The following is a 22,375-nucleotide window of genomic DNA, read 5'->3' as shown; positions in this document are numbered from 1 at the left end:
GAACGCGGAGCACAGTGTATGCTGTGCACCCGCGTTCAGGGGCTTTTGTCATTGCATAAGTAATTTGTACCGCATTACACGGAATCGGCCGTTTCTGCGTGTGTTGTGGAATGAGATGCACTGTAGTCGGGCGTATGTCTCTCCAGCCACTCCACGACATGCCCTGCAACCTCAGTCCGATTCGTCTCATGCAGCATTTCGTGGCGTCCCCCCGGATAGAGGCGGTATTCGATATCCTCAAGCTGAAGCTCCCGATATTGGGAGACCAGGTTAAGCACTCCTTTGCCATGAAGTCCCACCGGATCTTGTTCACCCGAGAACAGATATACAGATTTATCCTTGGGAATACGTTTCATGTTACGTGGCAAGTGAATGTCCAACAGCAGCTTGAAAAAGTCGCGGAAAAAACCTGCGGAGCAGACGGCTCCACACAAAGGGTCATCCATAAACCGCTTGACCTCTTCGGGGTCCCGAGACAGCCAATCAAACGGCGTCGTTGCCGGACGGAAAGAACGGTTGAATCCGCCAAATACGAGCGCATTGAGCAGCATACTTGGATGACCGGTTCCCTGAATGCTACACTGCAAGAAAGCCAGTTTCTCTCCAATCCGAAGAAGACCACGTTTGCCATTAGTGCCGGACAAAATAAATGCATGGTAACGCTCGTGGCCAGCATACATTAGATGCTGTACCAAAAACGACCCCATGCTATGCCCCATCAGAAAGAGGGGCACATCAGGGTTTTCTTTGGCGGCAACTTCGCCCAGATTCATCATGTCACTCGCCATCCAGCGGAAAGCATCGACGCCGGCATTGCCCAACAAATTCGAGTTCTCTACCGTTTTACCGTGACCGCGATGATCATTGGCGTAGACGGCGTAGCCGTGCGTGGTGAGATGTTGGGCAAACTCAGCATATCGGGCAGCGGTCTCGCTCATGCCATGTGCAATCTGGACTACACCTTTGATGTTGCACTCCGGATCGGGAAGCCAGCGGTACACATGAATACGGGTACCTTCATTGCCAACCAGGCTAAAGGTAGATTCCTGCATCTCGTGTAAATCCTCCTTCACAGGTCACATTAGCCAATCACTTGAATAGTTCATTGATTATTCAATTAAGGCAAAGAAGAGCGAAGAACAGTAGTGTTGCCATCCAGCGTATAGGAGCCCAGGTTAGCAGGCAGTAAGTAACATTGTCCAGCTTTCAATTCAATTTTATCCGAATCTGCGTTATTCCACTCCAGCGTTCCGCTACCTTCACAGACCACAAGAATAGTGAAGCTTTCAGCACTTGTAGAGAGCTCCCAACGTCCTGTAACAATCCCTTTTTCTACTACAAAGTATGGGCATTCCGCAAGCTTCAGCCACTCACCTGGAGCTGCATTGTTGGTTTTCATCGTCGTGGCGCCAGCGCCCTCATAAGCCGTTACATTCAACGAATCCTCAACATGCAGCTCACGTGGTTTGCCATCCAGGCCTGGACGATTATAATCGTAAATCCGGTATGTTGTATCCGAGTTTTGCTGAATCTCAGTCACAACGACACCTGCACATAGAGCGTGTACCGTTCCCGCAGGGATAAAGAACGTATCTCCAGCCTCTACAGGTACTTGACGAAGGGTATCCATAACCGTACCATTCTCCAGCGCTTCCTTCAGTACTTCGCGATTAACGCCTTCATTCAAGCCGTAGATGATATGTGCTCCTGGTTTGGCATCCAGCACATACCACATTTCCGTTTTGCCAAGCTCGCCGGGAGGGAGCGCTTCGTAGTCATCTGTTGGATGAACTTGTACGGACAGATCATCGTTACAGTCAAGCAGTTTGATCAGAAGCGGGAATCGTCCGCCTTTTTCCGATACTCCTTTGGTTCCAAGCCAGGCTGTGCCCAGTTTCTCACGAACTTCGTCCAGGCCTTTTCCAGCAAGTGCTCCATTTAATACCTTGGTTGTACCATTGGGATGATCCGCAATCATCCAGCCTTCTCCTATATGTCCTTCAGGTGGCGTCAGGCCGAATTGCTCCAGCGCGCGACCTCCCCATACACGTTCTTTGAACTCTGGTTGAAATTGCAGTGGGTATGGCGTAGGCATTCCTAATCTCTCCTCTAGTATATGAAATGGTGGATCGCTTTAATCAATCATGACCGCGTAGTTGGCATGAATGTAACAGTGAATACGGTTGCACGTCTTTATGTAGTACACAAATCGCATAAATTAAACCCAAAGAGTGCTTTGTTGCGATTGTGTCTAGTTTATTGTATTTGTGGAACAAAGGAAATTATTTTTTCTCGATGCCAATCAGAAAAGGGGAGGTCTCACGCTGCAATTGGCGATAGATTACCACTTGTGCCTGCTCTACAGACAGAGCAGAGGACCATTCAAGAACCGCATCCGCTTCCTGTGATCCTCCATCATGACCCGGATACAGCACAACGGTAATAATGCCGCGTGGCTTGAGCAATGCCAGTGCAGCCTGGAGTGCAGCAATGGTACTGTCTGTTTCCGTAATTATGGTGGAGTCCGCACCTTCCGAAGGCAGATACCCCAGGTTGAACATTACAGCACCAACGTTACCCTGCCATGATGCAGGAACGGCCTCAGCCATTCGATCATGGCTTAATTGAAGCATGGAGATGGAGCCCAATTTGGCGCTGTCCTCTTGTTTGCGAATACGGGCTTGTGCCAGGGTAAGTGCCTCGCTCTGAATATCGAAACCGATGACTTGACCACGTTTACCAACTTTTTGTGCCAGAAACAGAGTATCCGCCCCCGTGCCTACCGTTGCATCAATAGCTAAATCTCCAGGCTGTAAACGGGAAGAAATCCATTGATGGGCACAACTTAAAACCGAAAGAAAGCCCATCTTAAGCACCCCTCCAGTATTTACCTTGCCAGGAATCCCGCTCACGCAGCTCACGATCAATGGAATTTAATACTTCCCATTTGTTCATGGACCACATCGGCCCAATCAGCAAATCGCGCGGAGCATCCCCTGTAAGGCGGTGTACAATCATTTCGGGTGGCAGCATCTCCAGCGTATCGACGATCAGTTTAATGTACTCGTCCTGTTCCAGGAAACGAAGAAGCCCGGCTTCATACTGCTTCACCATTGGCGTTTTGCGCATCAGATGAAGCAGATGAATTTTGATTCCCTGCACATCCATGTTGGCAACAGCCCGTCCGGTATCCAGCATCATTTCATGGGTTTCCTGCGGCAGTCCGTAAATAATATGTGTACACACCCGAATATTCCGTTTGCGCAGCTTCGCAACGGCTTCCTCATAACACTGCGTATCATGCGCACGGTTAATTAGGGTTGACGTGGACTCGTGAATAGTTTGCAAGCCCATCTCAACCCATAGGTAAGTGCGTTCATTCAATTCAGCCAAGTAATCAACGACGTCATCCGGTAAACAGTCAGGGCGAGTGGCAATGGAAAGACCCACGACACCGGGCTGCTTCAAAATTTCTTCAAAGTATTCACGCAGTTCTTCAACGGGTGCGTATGTGTTGGTATAGGCTTGGAAATAGCCAATGTAGTGGGCTGTAGGCCATTTCAGATGCTGTTTATCCCGAATGGTATTAAACTGGGTGACCAAATCATCCCGTCTGCTACCGGCGAAATCACCCGATCCACGTGCGCTGCAAAATGTACAGCCCCCTTTGGCGATAGATCCATCACGGTTCGGGCAGGTGAAACCCGCATCCAGCATCACTTTGAAAACCTTATTGTTAAATTCATCTCTCATTTCATAATTCCAGGTATGGAATCGTTTATCTCCCCACAGAAGAGGAGGTTGTATTGAAGGTGCATTCATCTTCAGGGTACTCCTTTGGCTTACCTAATGGCTTGCTTATTCTATTACCGAATTCGACTCTTTTTGAACTTTTACCATTGTATCAAAAAACTCAAAAAAAGGGGAATCTAGTCGCAAAAATAGGCCGTAGAAACGGGGTTTTATCCTTGCTATAGTTTACACATTATGTTATATTTAAACCAGCGTCAGACACCATCTAATGGGTACTATTCATCATAGCATTTGAATCAATGTTGACGTCATGGACCATACTATACCGTGAGGTGATATGAATGAATTCCCAAGTTAATAATGATCTTCATCATGTTTCTGTAGAACTGACGGCAGAAGAAGCTCTGGCTTTGACAGGTGTTCGTTTCAATGGCAATCCGAAAGTGAAAGCGGCTGCAAGACAAAAAGTTCGCGATGCTTTCGAAAAGACATTTGATTTTTCACACCAAGATAAGGTAGACTATGAACTATTAAAGTAGTTGGACCCCAATTCCAAATAAATCGAAGAGGGAATCTTTGAGATTTGCCCCAAAGTGGCAGATCCGAAGATTCCTTTTTCATTGCTCTTTACAATTAGCCAGTTCTTCGGCAAAATGATTCTGAGACAAGTATGGATAAACGGAGGAATAAGATGCGTTTACGTGGCAGAAAAGGGATTCGGGAAAATCTGGAGCAACAAGTTGACCTCGTTGTTCTTGATCCCAAACAGTACAAAGGAAAGTGGTCTGAACTGTTTGGCAATGACCATCCGATCTTTGTGGAATTTGGCATGGGTAAAGGTCAATTTATCAGCCAAATGAGTTATAAATATCCGGAATTTAATTTTATCGGTATTGATATGTATGATGAGCTGGTGCGTCGTGCCAGCGAGAAGGCTCGGAAAGCATGGAGTCAGGCAGAAGTGGAGACACCGCCTAACCTGAAGCTGGCGCTGGCTAATATCGAACAGATTGAAGATGTATTTGAACAGGAAGAACTGGAACGGATTTATCTGAACTTCAGCGATCCTTGGCCGAAAGCCAAGCATGCACGCCGTCGTTTGACACATCCACGCTTCCTGAAGAAATATACGGAACTGCTTAACACCAAAGGACAGATTCATTTCAAAACCGATTCGGAGACATTGTTTGATTTCTCTCTCAATGCGATTGCCGACTTTGGTCTGCAAATGACCAATCTGTCCCTGAACCTGCACCGTGATGGATTGAATGAAGAGCATGTCATGACAGAGTATGAGCAGAAATTCATGGGCAAAGGCATGAACATTCACCGGGTTGAAGTCATCGTGGGTGAAGAGGCCTTGCGCGAGTATCAACAAATCCGCTTGGACAAGTATAAAGTGCGGGAAGCTGCGGACGAGTCTGTCGAAGATCAAGAGTAATATAATATCAAAAAGCGTGATATGAGTCCGACTATCTGACTCACATATCACGCTTTTTTGCTGTTCTGATTGAACTAAACCTCAATACACCACTTGTTGATCTTCGTTTTTCGTTTGAAGTCTGCTAAAGCTCCGAATGAAGCTCCTTACGTCGATAATCGTTGGGAGTAACGCCGTTGAATTTTTTGAACATCCGATAGAAATAAGAACTGTTGGTGAATCCGGTTTGCTCGGCAATATCAGCTACAGAGTGTTCTGTCTCAATGAGCAGATATTGCGCTTTGGCTATGCGCGTCTCATTAATAACATCGGTTAGTCCTTTTAACGTTAGTTGTTTATAGAGCCTGCTGACATAGATGGGTGACATGGCTAGTTCGTCCGCAATCGAGGTTAGACAAAGATTGGTGTCTGCGTAATCTCGTTCAATAATGCAGTTAATTTTGCGAATGAGTTCTTCGTGTTTGAGTGTTCTTTTTTCCTCAACTTTGGATCCAAGCTCCTCAAACATGCGATAAAAGTGTTCGTGAACTTCACTTAAATCCTCGGCATCATGGATCGGCAGCATTGAACGGTCGGAGATGGATTCAAGGGTAAGCTGGTTGTTCTTTTTGAGTGTGTTTCTCACATGATTCAGGGTCATGGTCAGATGGGACAGAGCGAGTTGAAATACGGTAAATGGGTAGGTTGCCGTTTCGCTCACGATGTCTGCATAGACCTGTTTGGCCTCGCCTGTCTTGCCTGTCATCAGGCAATCAATCAGCTGTCTCTCTTTTCCAACAGGGAAAGCATATTCTTTGGCATGGTACGCCATGATGTCCGAGGTATAAATCAGGCATCCAGGGCCTAGGAACAAACGATGAAGAGAAGCTTCTGCTGATCGGGTATACGAAGCAATACTGTTTTCCAGTGAATCTTCCGCTGGTCCGATAGTAAATGAAATGGAACATCTTAGATGTGTCATCACGGCAGCCTGCATCATACGTAGCAGGTCCTCAATGGGGCTACGCTCATCATCAGCTTCATCCTGAATTTTATTATTAAAGATAAGTGTAATCAGATCTCCGCCCATGTCCACAGCTTCGGTGTGGTAGTAGAGGTCAGCTGTTTCCGTGCAAATGTTCATCATCGCGTATTTTACAAGTTGGACTTCATCCCGGTAGGTATCGCTGAAATCGGTAAAATGATCAATACGAAGCAGTACCAGTCTGGTTAGACAATGAACATCAACAGAAGAGCCATAGAACTTCATTCGTTCCTCCAGCATGCCTCCCGTTACCGTTTCCCGTCCTTGCAAAGCCCCGCGTAGAAAATCCTGTCGCAATAGATGCAGACTGCCACGACGCTCCGCTTCCATCACACGCATACGGACAAGCACTTTATCAATGGGATGATACAGCTTCCGGGACACGAGGTAGGACAAGAACACTCCGGCAATTAATAGCCCAAGACAAAACAGAACGGTGTGAGTTCGCATATTGCGAATATCTGAGGTGATGAGGTCATAAGGCGTGATTCGAACATAGCGCCACCCGAGGTTGTCAGGAGCCGTGTAGGTGATAAGTGACTTTTCTCCATCAACTTCTGCTGTAAAGTAAGCGGACTGCTCCTTATTCTGCAGAATGGGCTGCATAAACGTTTCATTGGACAAATCTTTCATCAACGCACGATTGCTGAAATCGGACAATAACTGTCCCTGTTCATTGATAATAAACGTTTTCCCTGGCTGATCGGCTGAGTTCATATTGGGACTGAGCCAGTCGTCCTTGATATTTACGACGACCGCATAATTCAGTGTAGCATTGTCATTGATCGTGTCATAACAGAGGTACGTATAGCTGCTGACCTGGGTTTCCTCGGTGGACCCAACCTGGTATGTACGCGGAATGGGGACAAAAGGTTTGTAATCATGGAAACGGTCAAGGATGCTTGTAATCCCTTGATCGTCAATTTCCGAGATAGACTGTTGTCCATTGCGAACTTCATTGGAACTGATAAAGAACTCATCATTTTTGGAGTTATATACATAGATGGATTCGATAAAAGGCAGGGACATGCGATAGTTGTCGAGTTGTTCCATCGCTGGCGTAATTTCATAGATACTCGGATTCGAATAGAGCAACAGAGCAGATATGGTGTAATCCTGATAAATCTGATAAGACAGTGATTTGGCGGTCTCGGTCATCTTGGAGACTTCCCGACTGGTCTGGGTAAGGCCGTTCATATCGGTTCGGTAGACCTGACGAAGAGCAATACGATTATAGTTGACGTACAAAATGGTGGAAGCCACAAGCAAGGTGGCAACGGTGCTAACAATAATGCCGATGAGAATCCGTGCAAACACCTTCTGACTGTCCTCTGAACGTTTACGCATGATCTTTCCTCCCGTGGACCTCCTGTTTTGGATGAACAAAGTTAGACTTCATAGCGAAGGATGAGACTTCATATATGGGCGTGGTGAATCACGGATGTATCTTTGAATTATATATTATGTATGCGTTTACATCAACGATGGACGGCATGCTATGCCCGATTTCCTTCGCTAAAGTTCAACTTTCGCTTTATTGTTCACTAGGTTCAACCTATGCACGATATCAACTTTTGTGAACGCTCAGGCATTCATTTCAGTGTTCGTTCATATTGTTCATATTCGGTTTCGCAGAATCGTTCATGATCCGGCCGAATGATTCAGTATCCGGTAGCACTCAGGGCATCTACAATAAAAACAGAGCTCCACTGCGCGCCGCGCCGTAAGAAATTCGGGAGGGATCGAGCCATGCTCAAAGAATTGAACAAAAACAAAATCATGTTTCTCATGCTGCTGCCTACACTGATCTTTTTTCTGATTAACTCGTATTTTCCGATGGTCGGCATCTATTATGCGTTTACCCGCTATGATTTTGAAGGTGGTTTGTTCGGCAGCCCGTTTGTGGGCCTGGAGAACTTCAAGTTCCTGTGGCAATCCGGAATGCTGCTGAAGCTGACAACCAACACGGTGGGGTACAATCTGGCCTTCATTATATTGGGAAACGGGCTAGCGATCTTCTGTGCGATTTTGCTCAGTGAAATTCGGGGAAAAGTGTTTAAGAAAATTACGCAGTCGGTCATGTTTTTACCGTATTTCATCTCGTTTGTACTATTGAGTGTAATCGCTTACAACATGTTCAACTATGAATCTGGTTTTGTGAACACGGTACTCAAACGTTTTGAGGCGGGGCCAATTGATATTTACAACACACCCTGGATCTGGGTGTTTCTGATCATCATTTTTTATCTGTGGAAAAATCTCGGGTACAGCATGGTCATCTACCTTGCAGCCATTACAGGGATCAGCGATGAGTATTACGAGGCCGCCCGGATTGACGGGGCCAATATCTTTCAGCGTATTTGGTACATCACTGTACCCATGCTAAAACCGACCTTTGTCATCCTGCTGTTATTCTCCCTCGGGAGCATTATGAAGGGACAGTTCGATCTATTTTACCAACTCATAGGAAATAACGGTGTCTTATATAACGCTACAGATATCATCGATACGTATGTGTATCGTTCCCTGAAAGTGACGTTTGATATCGGAATGGCTACTGCGGCTGGTCTGTATCAATCGCTGTTCGGTTTTATCCTGATCATGACCGTCAACTATATCATTCGTAAAGTGAATGAGGACTACGCCTTGTTCTAAAACGCCTTTAGGCAGAAGGGAGAACCACTATGCATACTCGTGCCCGAGATACGGAATTCACCTTGTTGTTTCAAATCATCGCTTACAGCATGATCCTGATTCTTTCCTTAATCTGTATCATTCCATTTCTTTTGATTTTATCCGGCTCATTCAGCAGCAATGAATCCATTGTAAGAGATGGGTATCACCTCTTTCCCACCGATTTTTCCCTGGAAGGTTATAAGATGGTGTTCAAATTTCCGACACAGGTGCTCAAAGCTTATGGCGTGACGGTTTTTACAACTGTTGTGGGTACGGCTCTTGGACTATTTCTCATTACGATGGCGGGATTTGTACTGCAACGCAAAGATTTCAAGTACCGGAACGCCTTCTCATTTTTCATCTACTTTACAACCCTCTTTGGTGGGGGATTGGTTCCTTGGTACATCATGCTGGCAAATTATTTCAATCTTACGGACACATATACGGTGTTGATTTTTCCGGGACTGATGACGCCATTTCTCATTATCCTGATGAAAAACTTCATTCGTTCAGCTGTTCCGGATGAGCTGATCGAGTCCGCCAAAATCGATGGCGCGAATGATTTCCGCATTTACTTTAGCGTAGTACTGAAACTGGCGATGCCCGGCATTGCCACTGTAGGGTTATTTCTGGCACTGGGATACTGGAATGACTGGTTCACATCATCATTGTTCATTAACAACCCGGACATGTACCAGCTGCAATTTTATTTGTATAACACCATGAACACAATTACCTTCATTGATCAGATGGCGATTGGTACCGGCATAACACTTAGCCAGGATGTACCTACCGAATCGACCAAAATGGCGATGGCTATTGTGGTTACTGGCCCCATTTTGTTCCTGTATCCATTTGTACAGCGTTACTTTGTCAAGGGTCTTACCATTGGTGCGGTGAAAGGTTAGAACGCTTACGCGCTGTGGGTGCGAATATGCGGGATAGCTGTCTGCCCGTCTGCGTCTGAACCATGGCGAGTCTGCGCTAACATATAAGGTTGATCACAAAAAGGGAGGATGCGTATGCGTAACAAAACAATTCGGCACCTGTCTATGGTTCTTGCCCTGATGCTGTTTGCCGGGGTGCTTGCCGCATGTAATAACGGTTCGGGGGGATCGGCGCAAGGAAGTGAGCAGGGAGGTTCTTCTGACAACAAAGGGGAGAAGGTAACACTGCAATTCTACATGCTTGGTGATGCACCCAAGGATCTGCCAGTGATTGAGTCGGAAATTAACAAGCTGGCTGAGGCCGATCTGAACGTCAATGTAAAATTCAACTATACCTCATGGACAGACTGGGACCAAAAATACAAATTGCTGCTGTCTTCCGGTCAACCGATTGATCTGATCTTCACCGCGGATTGGACGTTCTATCAGTCCTATGCGAAAAAAGGAGCATTCCTGCCTCTGGATGAACTATTGCCTAAGGCAGCACCAACGCTCAAAGCTTATGTGCCTGATGACATGTGGAACGCGGTAAAAGTCAATGACAAGATCTATACTGTGCCATCGACATGGACTGAATATGTTACTGAGGGTATTGCGTACCGTGAGGATTTGCGTGAGAAGTACAATCTGCCCAAACCGGAATCTCTGGAGACACTCGAAGCCTATCTGGAGGGAATCAAAGCCAATGAACCAAATATGATTCCAATCGCGGATAGCAATGCAAACCATACCCATGGTATTCGTCAATTAACATCCAAGCTGGTGAATACCGCAGGTCAGCTCCCTTATGGACTGGACATCATGTATGATACTCCATCCAATATCACTTCCTATTGGGGGTCTGCGCAGCATCTGGAGGACCTGAAAACGTACAAACGCTGGATGGACAAAGGCTTCTTCCCGAAAAACGTGCTGAATGTAAAGGATACGTCCAACTCATTGCTGCAAAATGGCAAAGCGGCGGTTGTTCTGTCGGGAGAGAACCCGAACAAATTTAACGCGGATGTGATCAAGGTTCAGTCCACTCACCCGGATTGGAAGCTCGGTTATTTCCCTTACCCGAATGCCAAAGGGTTTGCACAACCGGTTCACCCGATCCACAATGGGTTTGCAATTCCACGCAGCAGCAAAAACCCGGAGAGAGCACTCGCATTCTATGAGAAACTGGTTACCGACAAACGTTACAACTGGCTTACCGAATATGGTGTGGAAGGCAAGAACTTTGAAGTTCAAGACGGTTATTATAAAATGGTGGGCGATGCCCAGACCAATGGATTCCCACGCGAAGGCATGAATGGCTGGGCTTGGCGTAATCCTGAATTCATGCTCTACGATAAGAGCTTTGATGATGTGCTGGCTATTTTCAAAGAGCTGGACAAAATGAAAAAGCCGGACATCTACACCGGATTTGCTGAGGATTGGACGCCATACCAAGCTGAGAAAGCTGCACTGGAGCAGGTAGAGAAGCAGTATCTCTATCCGTTGAATGTAGGATTGGTGGACGATGTAGAAGCGGGTCTAAATATATTTATGGAAAAAGCCAAACAGGCGGGCCTTGAGAAGATTCAGACGGAGTATACCAAGCAGTGGCAGGATTACTTGAAGTCGGCTGGGATTCAATAGTTTGTACTTTTCTTCATATTAAAAAAAGGTGCCTTCAAATTCGAAGGCACCTTTACTGTGTACATGCAGGCTTGTTTGAAGCCGTCACAGTCTGGCTTGATCTGCCGAGTAGGGACGCAGGTCCAGAAGGTCGATAATACTCTGAGCGCTCTGCATCGGGTGATACTTGGCAATTTGCGCCATGTGGCGTTTTCGTTTGCGAACAATGTCAGGGTAGTTATGAAGCAGTTTATTCATCCATTTTACAACAACGTCAAGGGAAGTAATAGGCTCCCCTAAACCTCGAGCGGTGAAATACTGAACATTCTCTTCTTCCTGGCCCGGTATGGGATTATGAAACAACATGGGGATTCCTTTTGCCAAACCTTCACTGCATGTCATTCCGCCCGGCTTGGTGATCAGGAGATCAGCTACTTCCATTAATTTGTCCACTTCATTGGTGTAGCCGATGATATGGATATTATCTTTTTGATACAATGGATTCTGTTCCATGCTGATTCGGCTTTTGTCATTGCGGCCAAGGCAGAAAATAATCTGAACATCCTCATGCCAGCGTGTCAATAACTGGTTAACCACTTCATCACTAAGCATTCCCCAACCACCGCCCATCACAAGCACAGTAGGCATGTTCTTCAAATTGAATTTGCCTCGGATCTCGTCCCGCCCGGGATGTTCCCAGAAGTTGGGGTGGATCGGAATGCCAGTAACCCGAATTTTGTCTAAAGATACACCCCGCAGCATTAATTTGGACTTTACCTCATCTGTGGAAACAAGATACAGGTCCACTTCTGGGCTAATCCATGTCCCGTGCGCGTCATAATCCGTGATGACTGTACAAAGTGGAACCTGCACACCCAGACGTTTCAGTCTGGATATGACGGCACTAGGAATAGGGTGGGTGCATACAATAACATTTGGACGGAGCTGACGCACAATACTGCGTGTATGGGTGTAGAACAGTTTATGCAACGCAAGTGTAGTCAGCCGGTTCAAGGATTTTTTATATTGGTGCCTGTATACATACCCGATGAGCTTGGGCTGATTAATGACCGTTTTTTTGTACGCTGTAATGATGAGTGGCGCAACTCTGGGGTTCAAAAAACTCCCCAACTCAAGCACTTTAGTTTGCACATTCGGCGAAAGTTTTCGCAAACTGCTGGACAGCGCATAAGCGGCTTGAGTATGACCAGCGCCAAAGCCTTCAGATAATAGTAATACTCTTTTTTTCTCCACGCTTGCTTCACCTGTTCCTGCTAGGTTTTCCTTAGTCTAACATATTCACATTATGTCCATAAAGCAACTGTTGCAAGTGCGACTAAAGTACCGATTGTAGCACCTGCGAGCACATCTGAGGGATAATGCAACCCCAGGTAAATCCGTGAAAATCCGACAATTATTGCAACAGGAAGTAACAACAGCAACAGGAACGGCTCCATCGTCATAAAAGGGACCGTAACAGAGAATACGGCAGTAGTATGCCCTGAAGGGAACGAATGGTCCGTCAGGGGATTGCGGAACGTAATCGTATCCGGTAGGGCCAGGTAAGGCCGAATGCGCGGATACAGTTTTTTGGCGATTGCTACGGGAATGTGGCTAACCGCTAGAGCGATGCATGCCTGAAGTCCTGTTGTACTCCAAGGAGCGGGAGCCAGCAGCCAGATTAGTAAGGATACTGCAATAGAAGAAGTTGCTCCGCCCAGATGGGTGAAATAATACAGCCAAAAGTTCATAAATCGATTATGAAGTCGACCATTAATCCACATAAATACATTTCGATCATACTCTTGAAACTTTACGAATAAACGGCTCATAGTGGCCTCCTGCCAGTCAGGCCCCATGTTGGCGGCAGTATTTCCGGTAAATTGCTGTGTCCGGTTTCGTCCTGATTAGTATATAACCGTTTTTTCGTGAACTTGAGGTTATTTCAGGTATATGTTTATCATATTTTTAAATGTTGTCCTTTTCAAGAAGAACACATGTGAAGAAAGTAAAATTCATGTTAAAGAGTGGATATACATCCAACTTAACTTTTTGACTTGGACGATCTAAAAAAGATACAATGATTCAACATGGCTGAAATGCGGTTAAAAAAATGTGAGTGTAAGATTGAACTTTTTGTGGTTTGTTTACGTTATTTGATATAGAGCCTCTGTCGATATGGATCAGCCTGATGAAAAAAGCAGGGACTTTAGAAATAAAAATCAAGTAAACGGCTGAAAATAAGATATAACAGGCATGAATGCGAGGTTGGAGTATCACGAGGTGCCTATTCAGCGTTTAAAGTTCACATTTCTGCTTCAGGAAGTGGAATTGCGGTTTTGACAAATGGCTGAAAAGAATACAAAATCGATAAAGCAGCCAACTGGCATCAACCATGCATGAAACATTGTCTGAAATATTTGCGTAGTAAACAAAAGAACAGGGTCATATTCTGCGCAACACAAAAAAAATAAAAGTGCAGAATCCAGAAAGAGAAACATTTAAAGTAATCTGGTTTTGAAAAAAAGGGGGTAACAGAGAACGATGTTGGACGCTATATTCGTCACAATGCAGGTCCTTCTGGCACTGCTAGCCGTGTACCAATTCACGTTTTCGCTGTTCGGTCTGATTAAGAAAAAGAAAAAGAAACATTATCCGGCGACAAAATCATTCGCTGTACTCGTCGCAGCTCACAATGAGGAACAAGTCATTGGTGCTTTGATGGAGAACTTGAAACAACTGGATTACCCGGAAGATCTGTACGATGTGTTTGTCATTTGTGACAACTGTACGGATGGAACGGCTCAAATTGTAAGACAGCATGGATTGAATGCTTGTGTACGTACGAATGCTGATCTCAGAGGTAAAGGGTATGCCATCGAATGGATGCTTAAATACCTGTGGAAATTGCCACGTCAGTATGACGCAGTGGTCATGTTTGACGCGGATAACCTGGTTGATCGTAACTTCTTGCTTGAGATGAATGATGACTTGTGCAATGGTTCGCGTGTAATTCAAGGATACATTGATACCAAAAATCCGGAGGATTCCTGGATCACTGCAGCATATGGCGTATCTTACTGGTACATCAACCGTCTGTGGCAGTTGTCCCGTCATAATTTGAATATGGCGAATTTCCTCGGAGGTACTGGAATGTGCTTCGAGACAAACCTGCTCAAGGAAATTGGTTGGGGTGCTACAAGTTTGGTTGAGGATTTGGAGTTTACCATGCGCAGTGTTCAGCGTAATGTATATCCTGTCTTTAACTATGATGCCAAAGTATTTGATGAGAAGCCGTTAACCTTTAAAGCTTCAGCAAGACAGCGTCTTCGCTGGATGCAAGGTCACTTTACGGTTGCACGCAGATATTTCTTCCCGCTTCTGTGGCAGAGTATCAAGGAAAGAAGCTTGGTGAAATTTGACCTTGCTGTGTATGGCGCAAACGTGTATGTTGTTTTGCTTACGTTCCTGATGACAGCTGTCCTGTGGGTGGATACAGCGATATTCAGTGGTCCTCATATCGCAAACATATACGGGTACTTCCCGCTTTGGGTAGGATTCGTAGCGATTGGTCTGAATATCCTGACCTTCTTGTTGTCCATGGCGCTGGAAAAGGTTACTTTTGCCAAAGTGTATCTGTACCTGATCCTGTTCCCGATTTACCTTCTTTCATGGTATCCAATTACGTTCTACGCGTTCTTCACGCAGAACAACAAACAATGGAGCCATACCCAACATACACGTGTTGTACGTTTGGATGAGGTGCAGAGCAAGCAGGGATAACGAATGGTTGACCTGGATGAAAGCATTTCTGTAAAAAAACATTGTAGAGACGTTGACAATGGTTTTGCAGGATGTTATAGTATTCAAGTGCGTTAAATGAATAGCTATGGAATCACAAGTAGAAGTCCGACTTCTCACCTGATCAACAAACATGTTGGCTGGTCAACGATCCCAATAATTTATGAAGTGTTTACTCATGAAGAATTGTGTTGATTACAGGGATGTCGGTAGCTTAACCGGCATCCCTTTTATTTTTGTGTAACAGGATATTCAAAATGACCTGGAGGTGGACGGTTATTAGTAAAGATCACATGATTAATGACGAGATTCGGGCGAAGGAAGTACGCCTTGTCGGAGCTGAAGGAGAACAAATTGGGATCACGCCGATTCGGGAAGCACTGCAAATGGCGATTGACCTGAACTTGGACCTGGTCAATGTGGCACCACAGGCTAAACCGCCGGTATGCCGCATCATGGACTATGGCAAATTCCGCTATGAGCAACAAAAGAAAGACAAAGAAGCCCGTAAGAACCAGAAAATTGTTGACATTAAAGAAGTATGGTTCCGTTCCAATATTGAGGAGCATGATTATCAAACGAAGCTTCGTAATGTAGTTAAGTTCTTGAAAGAAGGCGACAAGGTAAAATGTTCCGTTCGTTACCGCGGACGTGAAATTGCGCATGCCGCCATTGGTCAACGGATTTTGGAACGTGTTAAGGTGGAGGTTGCAGAACTTTGCACCATCGAACGTCAACCAAAATTGGAAGGCCGCAGTATGATCATGATTCTGGCTCCTAAAGCCTGATAACATTGGAGGAGGAAACACAAAATGCCTAAAATGAAAACACACAGCAGTTTGAAAGGACGCTTCAAAATTACCGGTTCCGGTAAAGTCCTGCGTTACAAAGCTCACAAAAACCACTTGCTTTCCCACAAATCAAAACGTGCTAAGCGCGTTCTGAACGGCAACCCAGTAATGGCTGCCGGGGACGTAAGACGTTTGAAACAAGGTCTGGCTAACTTGAAATAGTAAATCCGTATGGGGGATCGGCCTAGGCCGTACACATACCACGGATACATTTAATATTTATTGGGAGGTTCTTTTAATATGGCAAGAGTAAAAGGCGGTTTTGTAGTACGTCGTCGTCATAAAAAGGTTTTGAAACTGGCAAGAGGTTATTTCGGTTCCAAACACCGTATTTTTAAAACAGCTAACGAGCAAGTAATGAAATCCCTGGTATACGCATACCGTGACCGTCGCAACACAAAACGTAACTTCCGCAGACTGTGGATCGTTCGTATCAATGCTGCAGCACGTATGAATGGTTTGTCTTACAACAAACTGATCCATGGATTGAAACTTGCTGGTGTAGACATGAACCGCAAAATGTTGGCTGATCTGGCCGTTAACGACATCAATGCGTTCAACTCTTTGGCTACTGTAGCTAAAGGCAAAATCAACGCTTAACATTGTTTATGCAAGCCGCCGTACCTATGGCGGCTTTTTTTACGGCTTAAAGATTGATCTACTCCAAAGAGCTAGGTTGTGCGATACGAATATGCTGCAGCCTGTAAGGACACAATGAAAGCATATAACGGGTGAATAACAGGCTGTGATAATACATAAAATACGAACGGTGAAATAATGCAAACAAAAACAGATGGAATCCACATCTTTCTAGGGAGTGTGATATGTTTTTGTTATATAACTTCACATCGTTGTAACGTTAGTGTGTTAAACTGTTAAAATATTAAGCGCTTTCAATAAAAAAAGAGCAAAAATAAGTGAACTTTAGTGATGAAACATCTGGATTTTACCACGGGTTGAATGTATAATCACCTCTAGTAGGCTAGTCCTAAAATTTTCTCTTCATGTCATAATGTTCGGTTTTTCGACAGGTGACACAATCTTTGAGGGGTAAGAATGCGCTTTTAATGTCGAAGAAACCATACATTCTGCATAAAAGCCATATTATCGATCTGTTGATCCGTTCCATTTTGACCTGGACAGGAATTAGGTATATATCATTAAGGGGGAACAAGAGAAATGAAAAAGATGCTCAGCTTGTCTTTGGTCATGTTGCTGGCAGTATCGGTTATGCTCGCAGGTTGCGGTAGCAAACCGAAAGAGGAAACAAATGCCGGAGGAACTACAGGTGGCGAAAACACTGAAGCTAAATCCGATTTGAAAATCGGTATGGTTACTGACGTAGGTGGAGTTAACGACAAATCGTTTAACCAATCCGCTTGGGAAGCTCTGCAAGCAACGGAAACTGAAACAGGTGTAGCTGTTAAATACCTGCAAAGTAAATCCGATGAAGAGTACATTCCAAACCTGAACGAGTTCGTTAAAGGTGGATATGATCTGACTTGGGGTATCGGTTTCCAATTGGCTGATGCAATCAAGACTGTAGCTGAACAAAATCCTGATTCCAAACTCGCGATCATCGACAGTGTTGTTGATGCTCCTAACGTTAAATCGGTAACATTTGCTGAAGAAGAAGGTTCTTACTTGGTAGGTGTTGTAGCTGGTCTGACAACTAAATCGAACAAAATTGGTTTTGTTGGCGGTATGGAAAGCCCACTGATCAAAAAGTTTGAAGTAGGTTTCAGAGAAGGCGTTAAAGCGGTTAATCCTAATGCTGAGTTCATTTCCAACTACACAGGTGCATTTGATAAGCCTGACCTTGGTAAAGCAGCAGCAGCAACACTCTACAACAAAGGCGTAGATATCATTTTCCACGCTTCCGGTGCTACAGGTAATGGTGTGTTCAACGAAGCAATCGCTCGTAAGAAACAAGGTCAAGACGTTTGGGTTATCGGTGTAGATAAAGACCAATCCCTGGAGTTTGGTGATGAGGTAACTCTGACTTCCATGATCAAAAAAGTTGACGAAGCTGTTAAGCGCGTAAACCAAGAAATCATCGATGGAACATTCAAAGGCGGAGCTGAGAATCTGACTTTGAAAGAAAACGGTGTAGGTGTCGCTGATACTTCTACGAAAAATGTTCCTGCTGATATTCTTGCAAAAGTCGACGAGTACAAAGAAAAAATCATCAACGGCGAAATCAAAGTTCCTACAGAGTAATCTGATTCTGCTGTAAAAATGAATAATCATCGAGGCCGGTCTTGACCGGCCTTATGATTGTCAAAACAGGAAAATTTGCTCAGGTCATCATAACAATTGTACAAGCTATGCAATACGGTGCTTTGGGAATAGCTCATGGCATAAGAAGAAGTCTTCGTATCAACGCTCCGGTAGGAGCTTTTCTTAAGATTATGGAATGCAGAAGTTTCGCTGAAACTGAAGGATTCGATAATCCCAAGAAAAAGTACCGCTGAAATGCGGTCATCTTCCTTGAATAAACGTCGTTAGACGTTTTTCTTACGTTTGCAGAACCAAACTATATCAGGTATAAGGGTGATTACATGGGTGCAGCAACCCCCGTCGTTGAGTTGAAACAAATCACGAAGCGTTTCCCAGGCATTGTTGCCAACGACGCCATCAGCCTTCAGCTTCGTAAAGGCGAGATCCATGCTCTACTGGGCGAAAACGGCGCTGGTAAATCAACGTTGATGAATATTGTCTTTGGTCTCTATCAGCCGGATGAAGGTTCCATTGAAGTGAATGGCAAGCCTGTCATCATCGACAGCCCTAACAAAGCAATCGATCTTGGCATCGGCATGGTGCATCAGCACTTTAAGCTTGTACAGCCGTTCACGGTAACAGAGAACATTATTTTGGGATCTGAACCAAGGAAAGGTCTCAACATTAATTATAAAAAAGCTGCTGCAGAAGTGCAGCGTCTGTCTGAGCAGTATGGACTCAAAGTGAATCCACATGCCAAAATTCATGACATTTCTGTCGGAATGCAGCAACGTGTTGAGATTGTAAAAACGTTGTATCGTGGTGCAGACATTCTTATTTTTGACGAGCCTACTGCTGTATTAACACCTCAGGAAATCAAAGAACTGATGATAATCATGAAAAAATTGGTGGCCGAAGGCAAGTCCATTATTCTGATTACACACAAACTGAAAGAAATCATGGAAATCTCCGATACGGTGACAATTATTCGCCGTGGTAAAGTGATTGATTCAGTTATAACGTCAGAAACGAATCCGAATGAGTTGGCAGAAAAAATGGTTGGTCGCAATGTCACATTTAAAGTGGACAAAAAGCCGGCTACTCCAGGAAACAATGTGCTTGAAGTTAGCAAATTGACTGCCAAAAACAAAGAAGGCATTTCGGTTCTGAACGAACTCAACCTGAATGTACGTGCAGGAGAGATTGTAGGAATCGCAGGTGTCGATGGTAATGGACAGAGCGAACTGATTGAGGCTCTTACCGGACTGCGTAAAGTAGATAGTGGTTCGATTCGCCTTGAGGGTAAAGAATTGTCTAATCATTCTCCGCGCCATATTTCGGAGTCGGGTGTAGCCCATATTCCGGAAGACCGGCACAAGCATGGACTTGTCCTTGATTTTTCTGTGAGTGAAAATATTGTTCTGGAATCGTATTATAAGTCTCCTTATACGCGTAAAGGATTCCTTAACTTCGATGCGATCAAGAAGCAAGCGAAGCGTCTTGTCGAGGCATTTGATGTGCGTACACCAAGCATTGAAACAAAGGCCCGCTCCTTATCGGGAGGGAACCAACAGAAAGCCATTATCGCACGTGAGGTTGATAAAAATCCTGAATTGCTTATTGCTGCCCAGCCAACTCGTGGTCTGGACGTAGGTGCTATTGAGTTTGTTCAAAAACAATTGATTGCACAACGTGATCAGGGCAAAGCGGTATTGCTGATCTCATTCGAGCTGGATGAAATTATTAACGTATCCGACCGAATTGCTGTCATCTATGAAGGACAGATCGTGGGCGAGGTGCTGCCGGAAGAAACCAATGACAGGGAGCTCGGCTTGATGATGGCGGGCAGCACCCAAAAGAGAGGTACTGTGCATGAATAACGTATTAAAATGGTTTACCCGTGATTCATTTATATTACCTATTGTAGCCATCATTATGGGGCTGATCCTGGGTGGTATTGTCATGCTGATCGGCGGATACAACCCGATTGAAGCGTACAGTGCATTGTTTACGAAGGTTTTCGGAGACATGTACAATTTTGGTGAAGCCGTTCGGGAAATGACACCACTGATTATGACAGGACTTGCATTTGCATTTGCGGCACGTGCAGGACTGTTTAATATCGGGGGAGAAGGTCAATTCCTCGTCGGTATGACTGCCGCGACTTTTGTAGGCGTGAAGTTTACAGGTCTGCCAATCTACATTCATGCTCCACTGGCTTTGATTGCTGGTGCGGTATTTGGCGGTCTGTGGGCAGCTATTGCCGGTTACCTGAAAGCAGCGCGTGGGGTTAACGAAGTTATCAGTAGTATCATGCTGAACTGGATCGGTCTGTATCTGGCCAACCTGATCGTACGCCAATTCCTGCTGTTAAAAGGTGAAAATCGTTCGGTGGATATCAGTGATACCGCATCGATTAGTCTGACATGGCTTTCTGAGCTGATGGGCAACTCCCGTGTTCACATGGGAACCTTGATTGCCCTTGTCATGGCTGTACTCTTTTATATTTACATGTGGAAAACCAAACAAGGGTACGAGATTCGTGCCGTAGGATATAACCCGAATGCGGCAGAGTATGCGGGTATGCATGTCAATCGCAATATCGTTAAAGCTATGTTTATCAGTGGTATGCTTGCAGGCCTTGGTGGTGCATTCCAGGTACTCGGGGTGTTCCAATATCAGACCGTTATGTCGGGCTCACCAGGTACAGGTTTTGACGGAATCGCGGTTGCACTGATTGGTTTGAATCATCCGTTTGGTGTGTTGCTGGGTGCTTTGTTATTCGGTACGCTCACTTATGGATCTGCGGGAATGAGCTTTGCTGCGGATGTACCGCCCGAGATTATTCGGATTGTTATCGGTTCGATTATCTTCTTCATTGCGGCACAAGGCATCGTGCGCTGGGTACTTAAACCGTTCTATTCCAAGCGCAAGAAAGAGAAGGTGTTGTAGATGGACTTGTTGACAATTGGGCAAATTATCAATACGACGCTTGTCTTTGCCACGGCATTGATTTTTGCATCCCTGGGCGGGATTTTCTCGGAAAAATCCGGTGTGACCAACCTTGGACTTGAAGGTTTCATGGTATTTGGTGCGTTTGCTGCAGGGATTGCTGCGCATTATGCACAAGAAGCTGGCATGGGTGGAACGACGTCTGCCTGGATGGGGATTTTGTTCGCGGTTGTGTTGGGTGTAGTGGTTTCACTGATTCACGCGGTTGCCTCCATTACGTTTAAGGCTGACCAAATTATCAGCGGTATCGTCATTAACTTTCTGGCAGCAGGAAGCACACTTTATCTGGTAAAGCTGCTGTTTGAAGGATCAGGCGATTCACCATTGGTACAAGGATTCAGCAAGTTTGATGTGCCACTGTTAAAGGATATTCCTTTGCTTGGTGAAGCTTTCTTCAAGAATGTGTACCCGACAACATATCTGGCTATTCTGTTCGTCTTTCTGACGTATTACATTATGTACAAAACTCCATTCGGTCTTCGTCTTCGCTCGGTTGGTGAACATCCAAGTGCTGCGGATACCGTAGGTGTTAAAGTGCGTCGTTACCGTTATGTTGCCGTGATGATCACTGGTGCGCTGGCTGCTATTGGTGGAGCTGCAATCACGCTCACTACAACAGGCACATTCTCTCATAATACCGTTTCCGGCCAAGGTTACATTGCGATTGCAGCGATGATCTTTGGTAAGTGGAATCCGATTGGTGCCTTTGGGGCGGCTGTGTTCTTTGGTTTCTCGCAAGCTATCCGGAACTATGTACAGTTGTTCGAATGGTCTCAAAGTATTCCCCAGGAAATTATTTATATGCTGCCTTACCTGCTCACCATCATCGTGCTCGTTGCGGCTGTTGGACGTTCTTCTGCTCCGTCAGCACTCGGTGAACCATATGATCCGGGGAAAAGGTAACGACAGAAATGATGTTTTCCCACATAATGCTTTACTTAAAAAAAGGTTCGCCTCGTGCGGACCTTTTTTTGTTTTTCAAAGAAAAATATCAGATTACCAGCTTGCTTAATTTTTATAGAGAATGACACCCATATTTTCATTTAGG

20 protein-coding genes are annotated in these 22,375 nt (G+C 45.1%); 13 read left to right on the top strand and 7 right to left on the bottom strand.

The window, feature by feature from the left end:
• Positions 1–74 precede the first annotated feature (74 nt).
• The 4 genes from BMW94_RS22315 to BMW94_RS22300 all read right to left on the bottom strand — a co-directional run bounded on the left by BMW94_RS22315 (position 75) and on the right by BMW94_RS22300 (position 3,822).
• Positions 75–1,052, bottom strand: coding sequence for an alpha/beta fold hydrolase (locus BMW94_RS22315; RefSeq protein WP_091001092.1), 978 nt, complete (start codon positions 1,050–1,052; stop codon positions 75–77).
• Positions 1,053–1,117: 65 nt separating this feature from the next.
• Positions 1,118–2,095 carry a type I phosphomannose isomerase catalytic subunit gene (locus BMW94_RS22310; RefSeq protein WP_091001091.1) on the bottom strand — a complete coding sequence of 326 codons (978 nt, stop codon included), beginning with the start codon at positions 2,093–2,095 and terminating at the stop codon, positions 1,118–1,120.
• A gap of 187 nt (positions 2,096–2,282) precedes the next feature.
• Positions 2,283–2,867, bottom strand: coding sequence for a tRNA 5-(aminomethyl)-2-thiouridylate-methyltransferase MnmM (locus BMW94_RS22305; protein ID WP_091001090.1), 585 nt, complete (start codon positions 2,865–2,867; stop codon positions 2,283–2,285).
• A 1-nt stretch (position 2,868) separates the two neighbouring features.
• Positions 2,869–3,822 (bottom strand): tRNA modification radical SAM protein MnmL/YtqA, encoded by a 954-nt coding sequence (locus BMW94_RS22300; protein ID WP_064639508.1) that lies wholly within the window; start codon positions 3,820–3,822, stop codon positions 2,869–2,871.
• A gap of 272 nt (positions 3,823–4,094) precedes the next feature.
• On the opposite strand from BMW94_RS22300, the gene BMW94_RS22295 reads away from it, so the two are divergent.
• Together BMW94_RS22295 and trmB are read left to right on the top strand one after the other, a co-directional pair.
• Positions 4,095–4,292 carry a hypothetical protein gene (locus BMW94_RS22295; RefSeq protein ID WP_091001089.1) on the top strand — a complete coding sequence of 66 codons (198 nt, stop codon included), beginning with the start codon at positions 4,095–4,097 and terminating at the stop codon, positions 4,290–4,292.
• Between the two features lie 152 nt (positions 4,293–4,444).
• Positions 4,445–5,194: a tRNA (guanosine(46)-N7)-methyltransferase TrmB gene (gene trmB, locus BMW94_RS22290; RefSeq protein WP_091001088.1), complete on the top strand. Its 750-nt coding sequence runs from the start codon at positions 4,445–4,447 to the stop codon at positions 5,192–5,194.
• Positions 5,195–5,318: 124 nt separating this feature from the next.
• On the opposite strand, the gene BMW94_RS22285 is transcribed toward trmB, so the two are convergent.
• Entirely contained in the window at positions 5,319–7,565 is a 2,247-nt protein-coding gene (locus tag BMW94_RS22285) for an AraC family transcriptional regulator (RefSeq protein ID WP_091001087.1), read from the bottom strand.
• Positions 7,566–7,967: 402 nt separating this feature from the next.
• On the opposite strand from BMW94_RS22285, the gene BMW94_RS22280 reads away from it, so the two are divergent.
• From BMW94_RS22280 to BMW94_RS22270, 3 genes are all read left to right on the top strand, one after another.
• Positions 7,968–8,873, top strand: coding sequence for an ABC transporter permease (locus BMW94_RS22280; RefSeq protein ID WP_076289941.1), 906 nt, complete (start codon positions 7,968–7,970; stop codon positions 8,871–8,873).
• 29 nt (positions 8,874–8,902) lie between these two features.
• Positions 8,903–9,802: a carbohydrate ABC transporter permease gene (locus BMW94_RS22275; protein ID WP_091001086.1), complete on the top strand. Its 900-nt coding sequence runs from the start codon at positions 8,903–8,905 to the stop codon at positions 9,800–9,802.
• Between the two features lie 114 nt (positions 9,803–9,916).
• A complete protein-coding gene (locus tag BMW94_RS22270) occupies positions 9,917–11,464 on the top strand; it encodes an ABC transporter substrate-binding protein (RefSeq protein ID WP_091001085.1) in 1,548 nt (515 codons plus the stop codon).
• Positions 11,465–11,548: 84 nt separating this feature from the next.
• Here BMW94_RS22270 and BMW94_RS22265 read toward each other — a convergent pair whose 3' ends face one another.
• Both BMW94_RS22265 and BMW94_RS22260 read right to left on the bottom strand, forming a co-directional pair.
• On the bottom strand, positions 11,549–12,697 hold the full coding sequence (locus BMW94_RS22265) for an MGDG synthase family glycosyltransferase (RefSeq protein ID WP_091001084.1): 1,149 nt from the start codon (positions 12,695–12,697) through the stop codon (positions 11,549–11,551).
• Positions 12,698–12,747: 50 nt separating this feature from the next.
• Positions 12,748–13,275 (bottom strand): phosphatase PAP2 family protein, encoded by a 528-nt coding sequence (locus BMW94_RS22260; RefSeq protein ID WP_091001083.1) that lies wholly within the window; start codon positions 13,273–13,275, stop codon positions 12,748–12,750.
• 712 nt (positions 13,276–13,987) lie between these two features.
• Here BMW94_RS22260 and BMW94_RS22255 point away from each other — a divergent pair.
• From BMW94_RS22255 to BMW94_RS22215, 8 genes are all read left to right on the top strand, one after another.
• Positions 13,988–15,226, top strand: coding sequence for a glycosyltransferase family 2 protein (locus BMW94_RS22255; protein WP_091001082.1), 1,239 nt, complete (start codon positions 13,988–13,990; stop codon positions 15,224–15,226).
• A gap of 311 nt (positions 15,227–15,537) precedes the next feature.
• Entirely contained in the window at positions 15,538–16,032 is a 495-nt protein-coding gene (gene infC, locus BMW94_RS22250) for a translation initiation factor IF-3 (protein ID WP_024628309.1), read from the top strand.
• Positions 16,033–16,056: 24 nt separating this feature from the next.
• Positions 16,057–16,257 carry a 50S ribosomal protein L35 gene (rpmI, locus tag BMW94_RS22245; protein ID WP_062320217.1) on the top strand — a complete coding sequence of 67 codons (201 nt, stop codon included), beginning with the start codon at positions 16,057–16,059 and terminating at the stop codon, positions 16,255–16,257.
• A 78-nt stretch (positions 16,258–16,335) separates the two neighbouring features.
• Positions 16,336–16,695 carry a 50S ribosomal protein L20 gene (gene rplT / locus BMW94_RS22240; protein WP_017689664.1) on the top strand — a complete coding sequence of 120 codons (360 nt, stop codon included), beginning with the start codon at positions 16,336–16,338 and terminating at the stop codon, positions 16,693–16,695.
• Between the two features lie 579 nt (positions 16,696–17,274).
• On the top strand, positions 17,275–18,315 hold the full coding sequence (locus BMW94_RS22235) for a BMP family lipoprotein (protein WP_091001081.1): 1,041 nt from the start codon (positions 17,275–17,277) through the stop codon (positions 18,313–18,315).
• 341 nt (positions 18,316–18,656) lie between these two features.
• Entirely contained in the window at positions 18,657–20,195 is a 1,539-nt protein-coding gene (locus BMW94_RS22225; protein ID WP_091001079.1) for an ABC transporter ATP-binding protein, read from the top strand.
• Positions 20,188–21,267: an ABC transporter permease gene (locus BMW94_RS22220; RefSeq protein WP_091001078.1), complete on the top strand. Its 1,080-nt coding sequence runs from the start codon at positions 20,188–20,190 to the stop codon at positions 21,265–21,267. Before BMW94_RS22225 ends, BMW94_RS22220 begins: the two co-directional genes overlap by 8 nt.
• Entirely contained in the window at positions 21,268–22,230 is a 963-nt protein-coding gene (locus BMW94_RS22215; RefSeq protein WP_091001077.1) for an ABC transporter permease, read from the top strand.
• Positions 22,231–22,375: the final 145 nt, after the last annotated feature.

The organism is Paenibacillus sp. OK003 (assembly GCF_900109515.1).
Lineage (GTDB): Bacteria > Bacillota > Bacilli > Paenibacillales > Paenibacillaceae > Paenibacillus > Paenibacillus marchantiae.
Note: the sequence above shows the minus strand (reverse complement) of the source record. Positions and strands in the feature narration are given on the sequence as shown.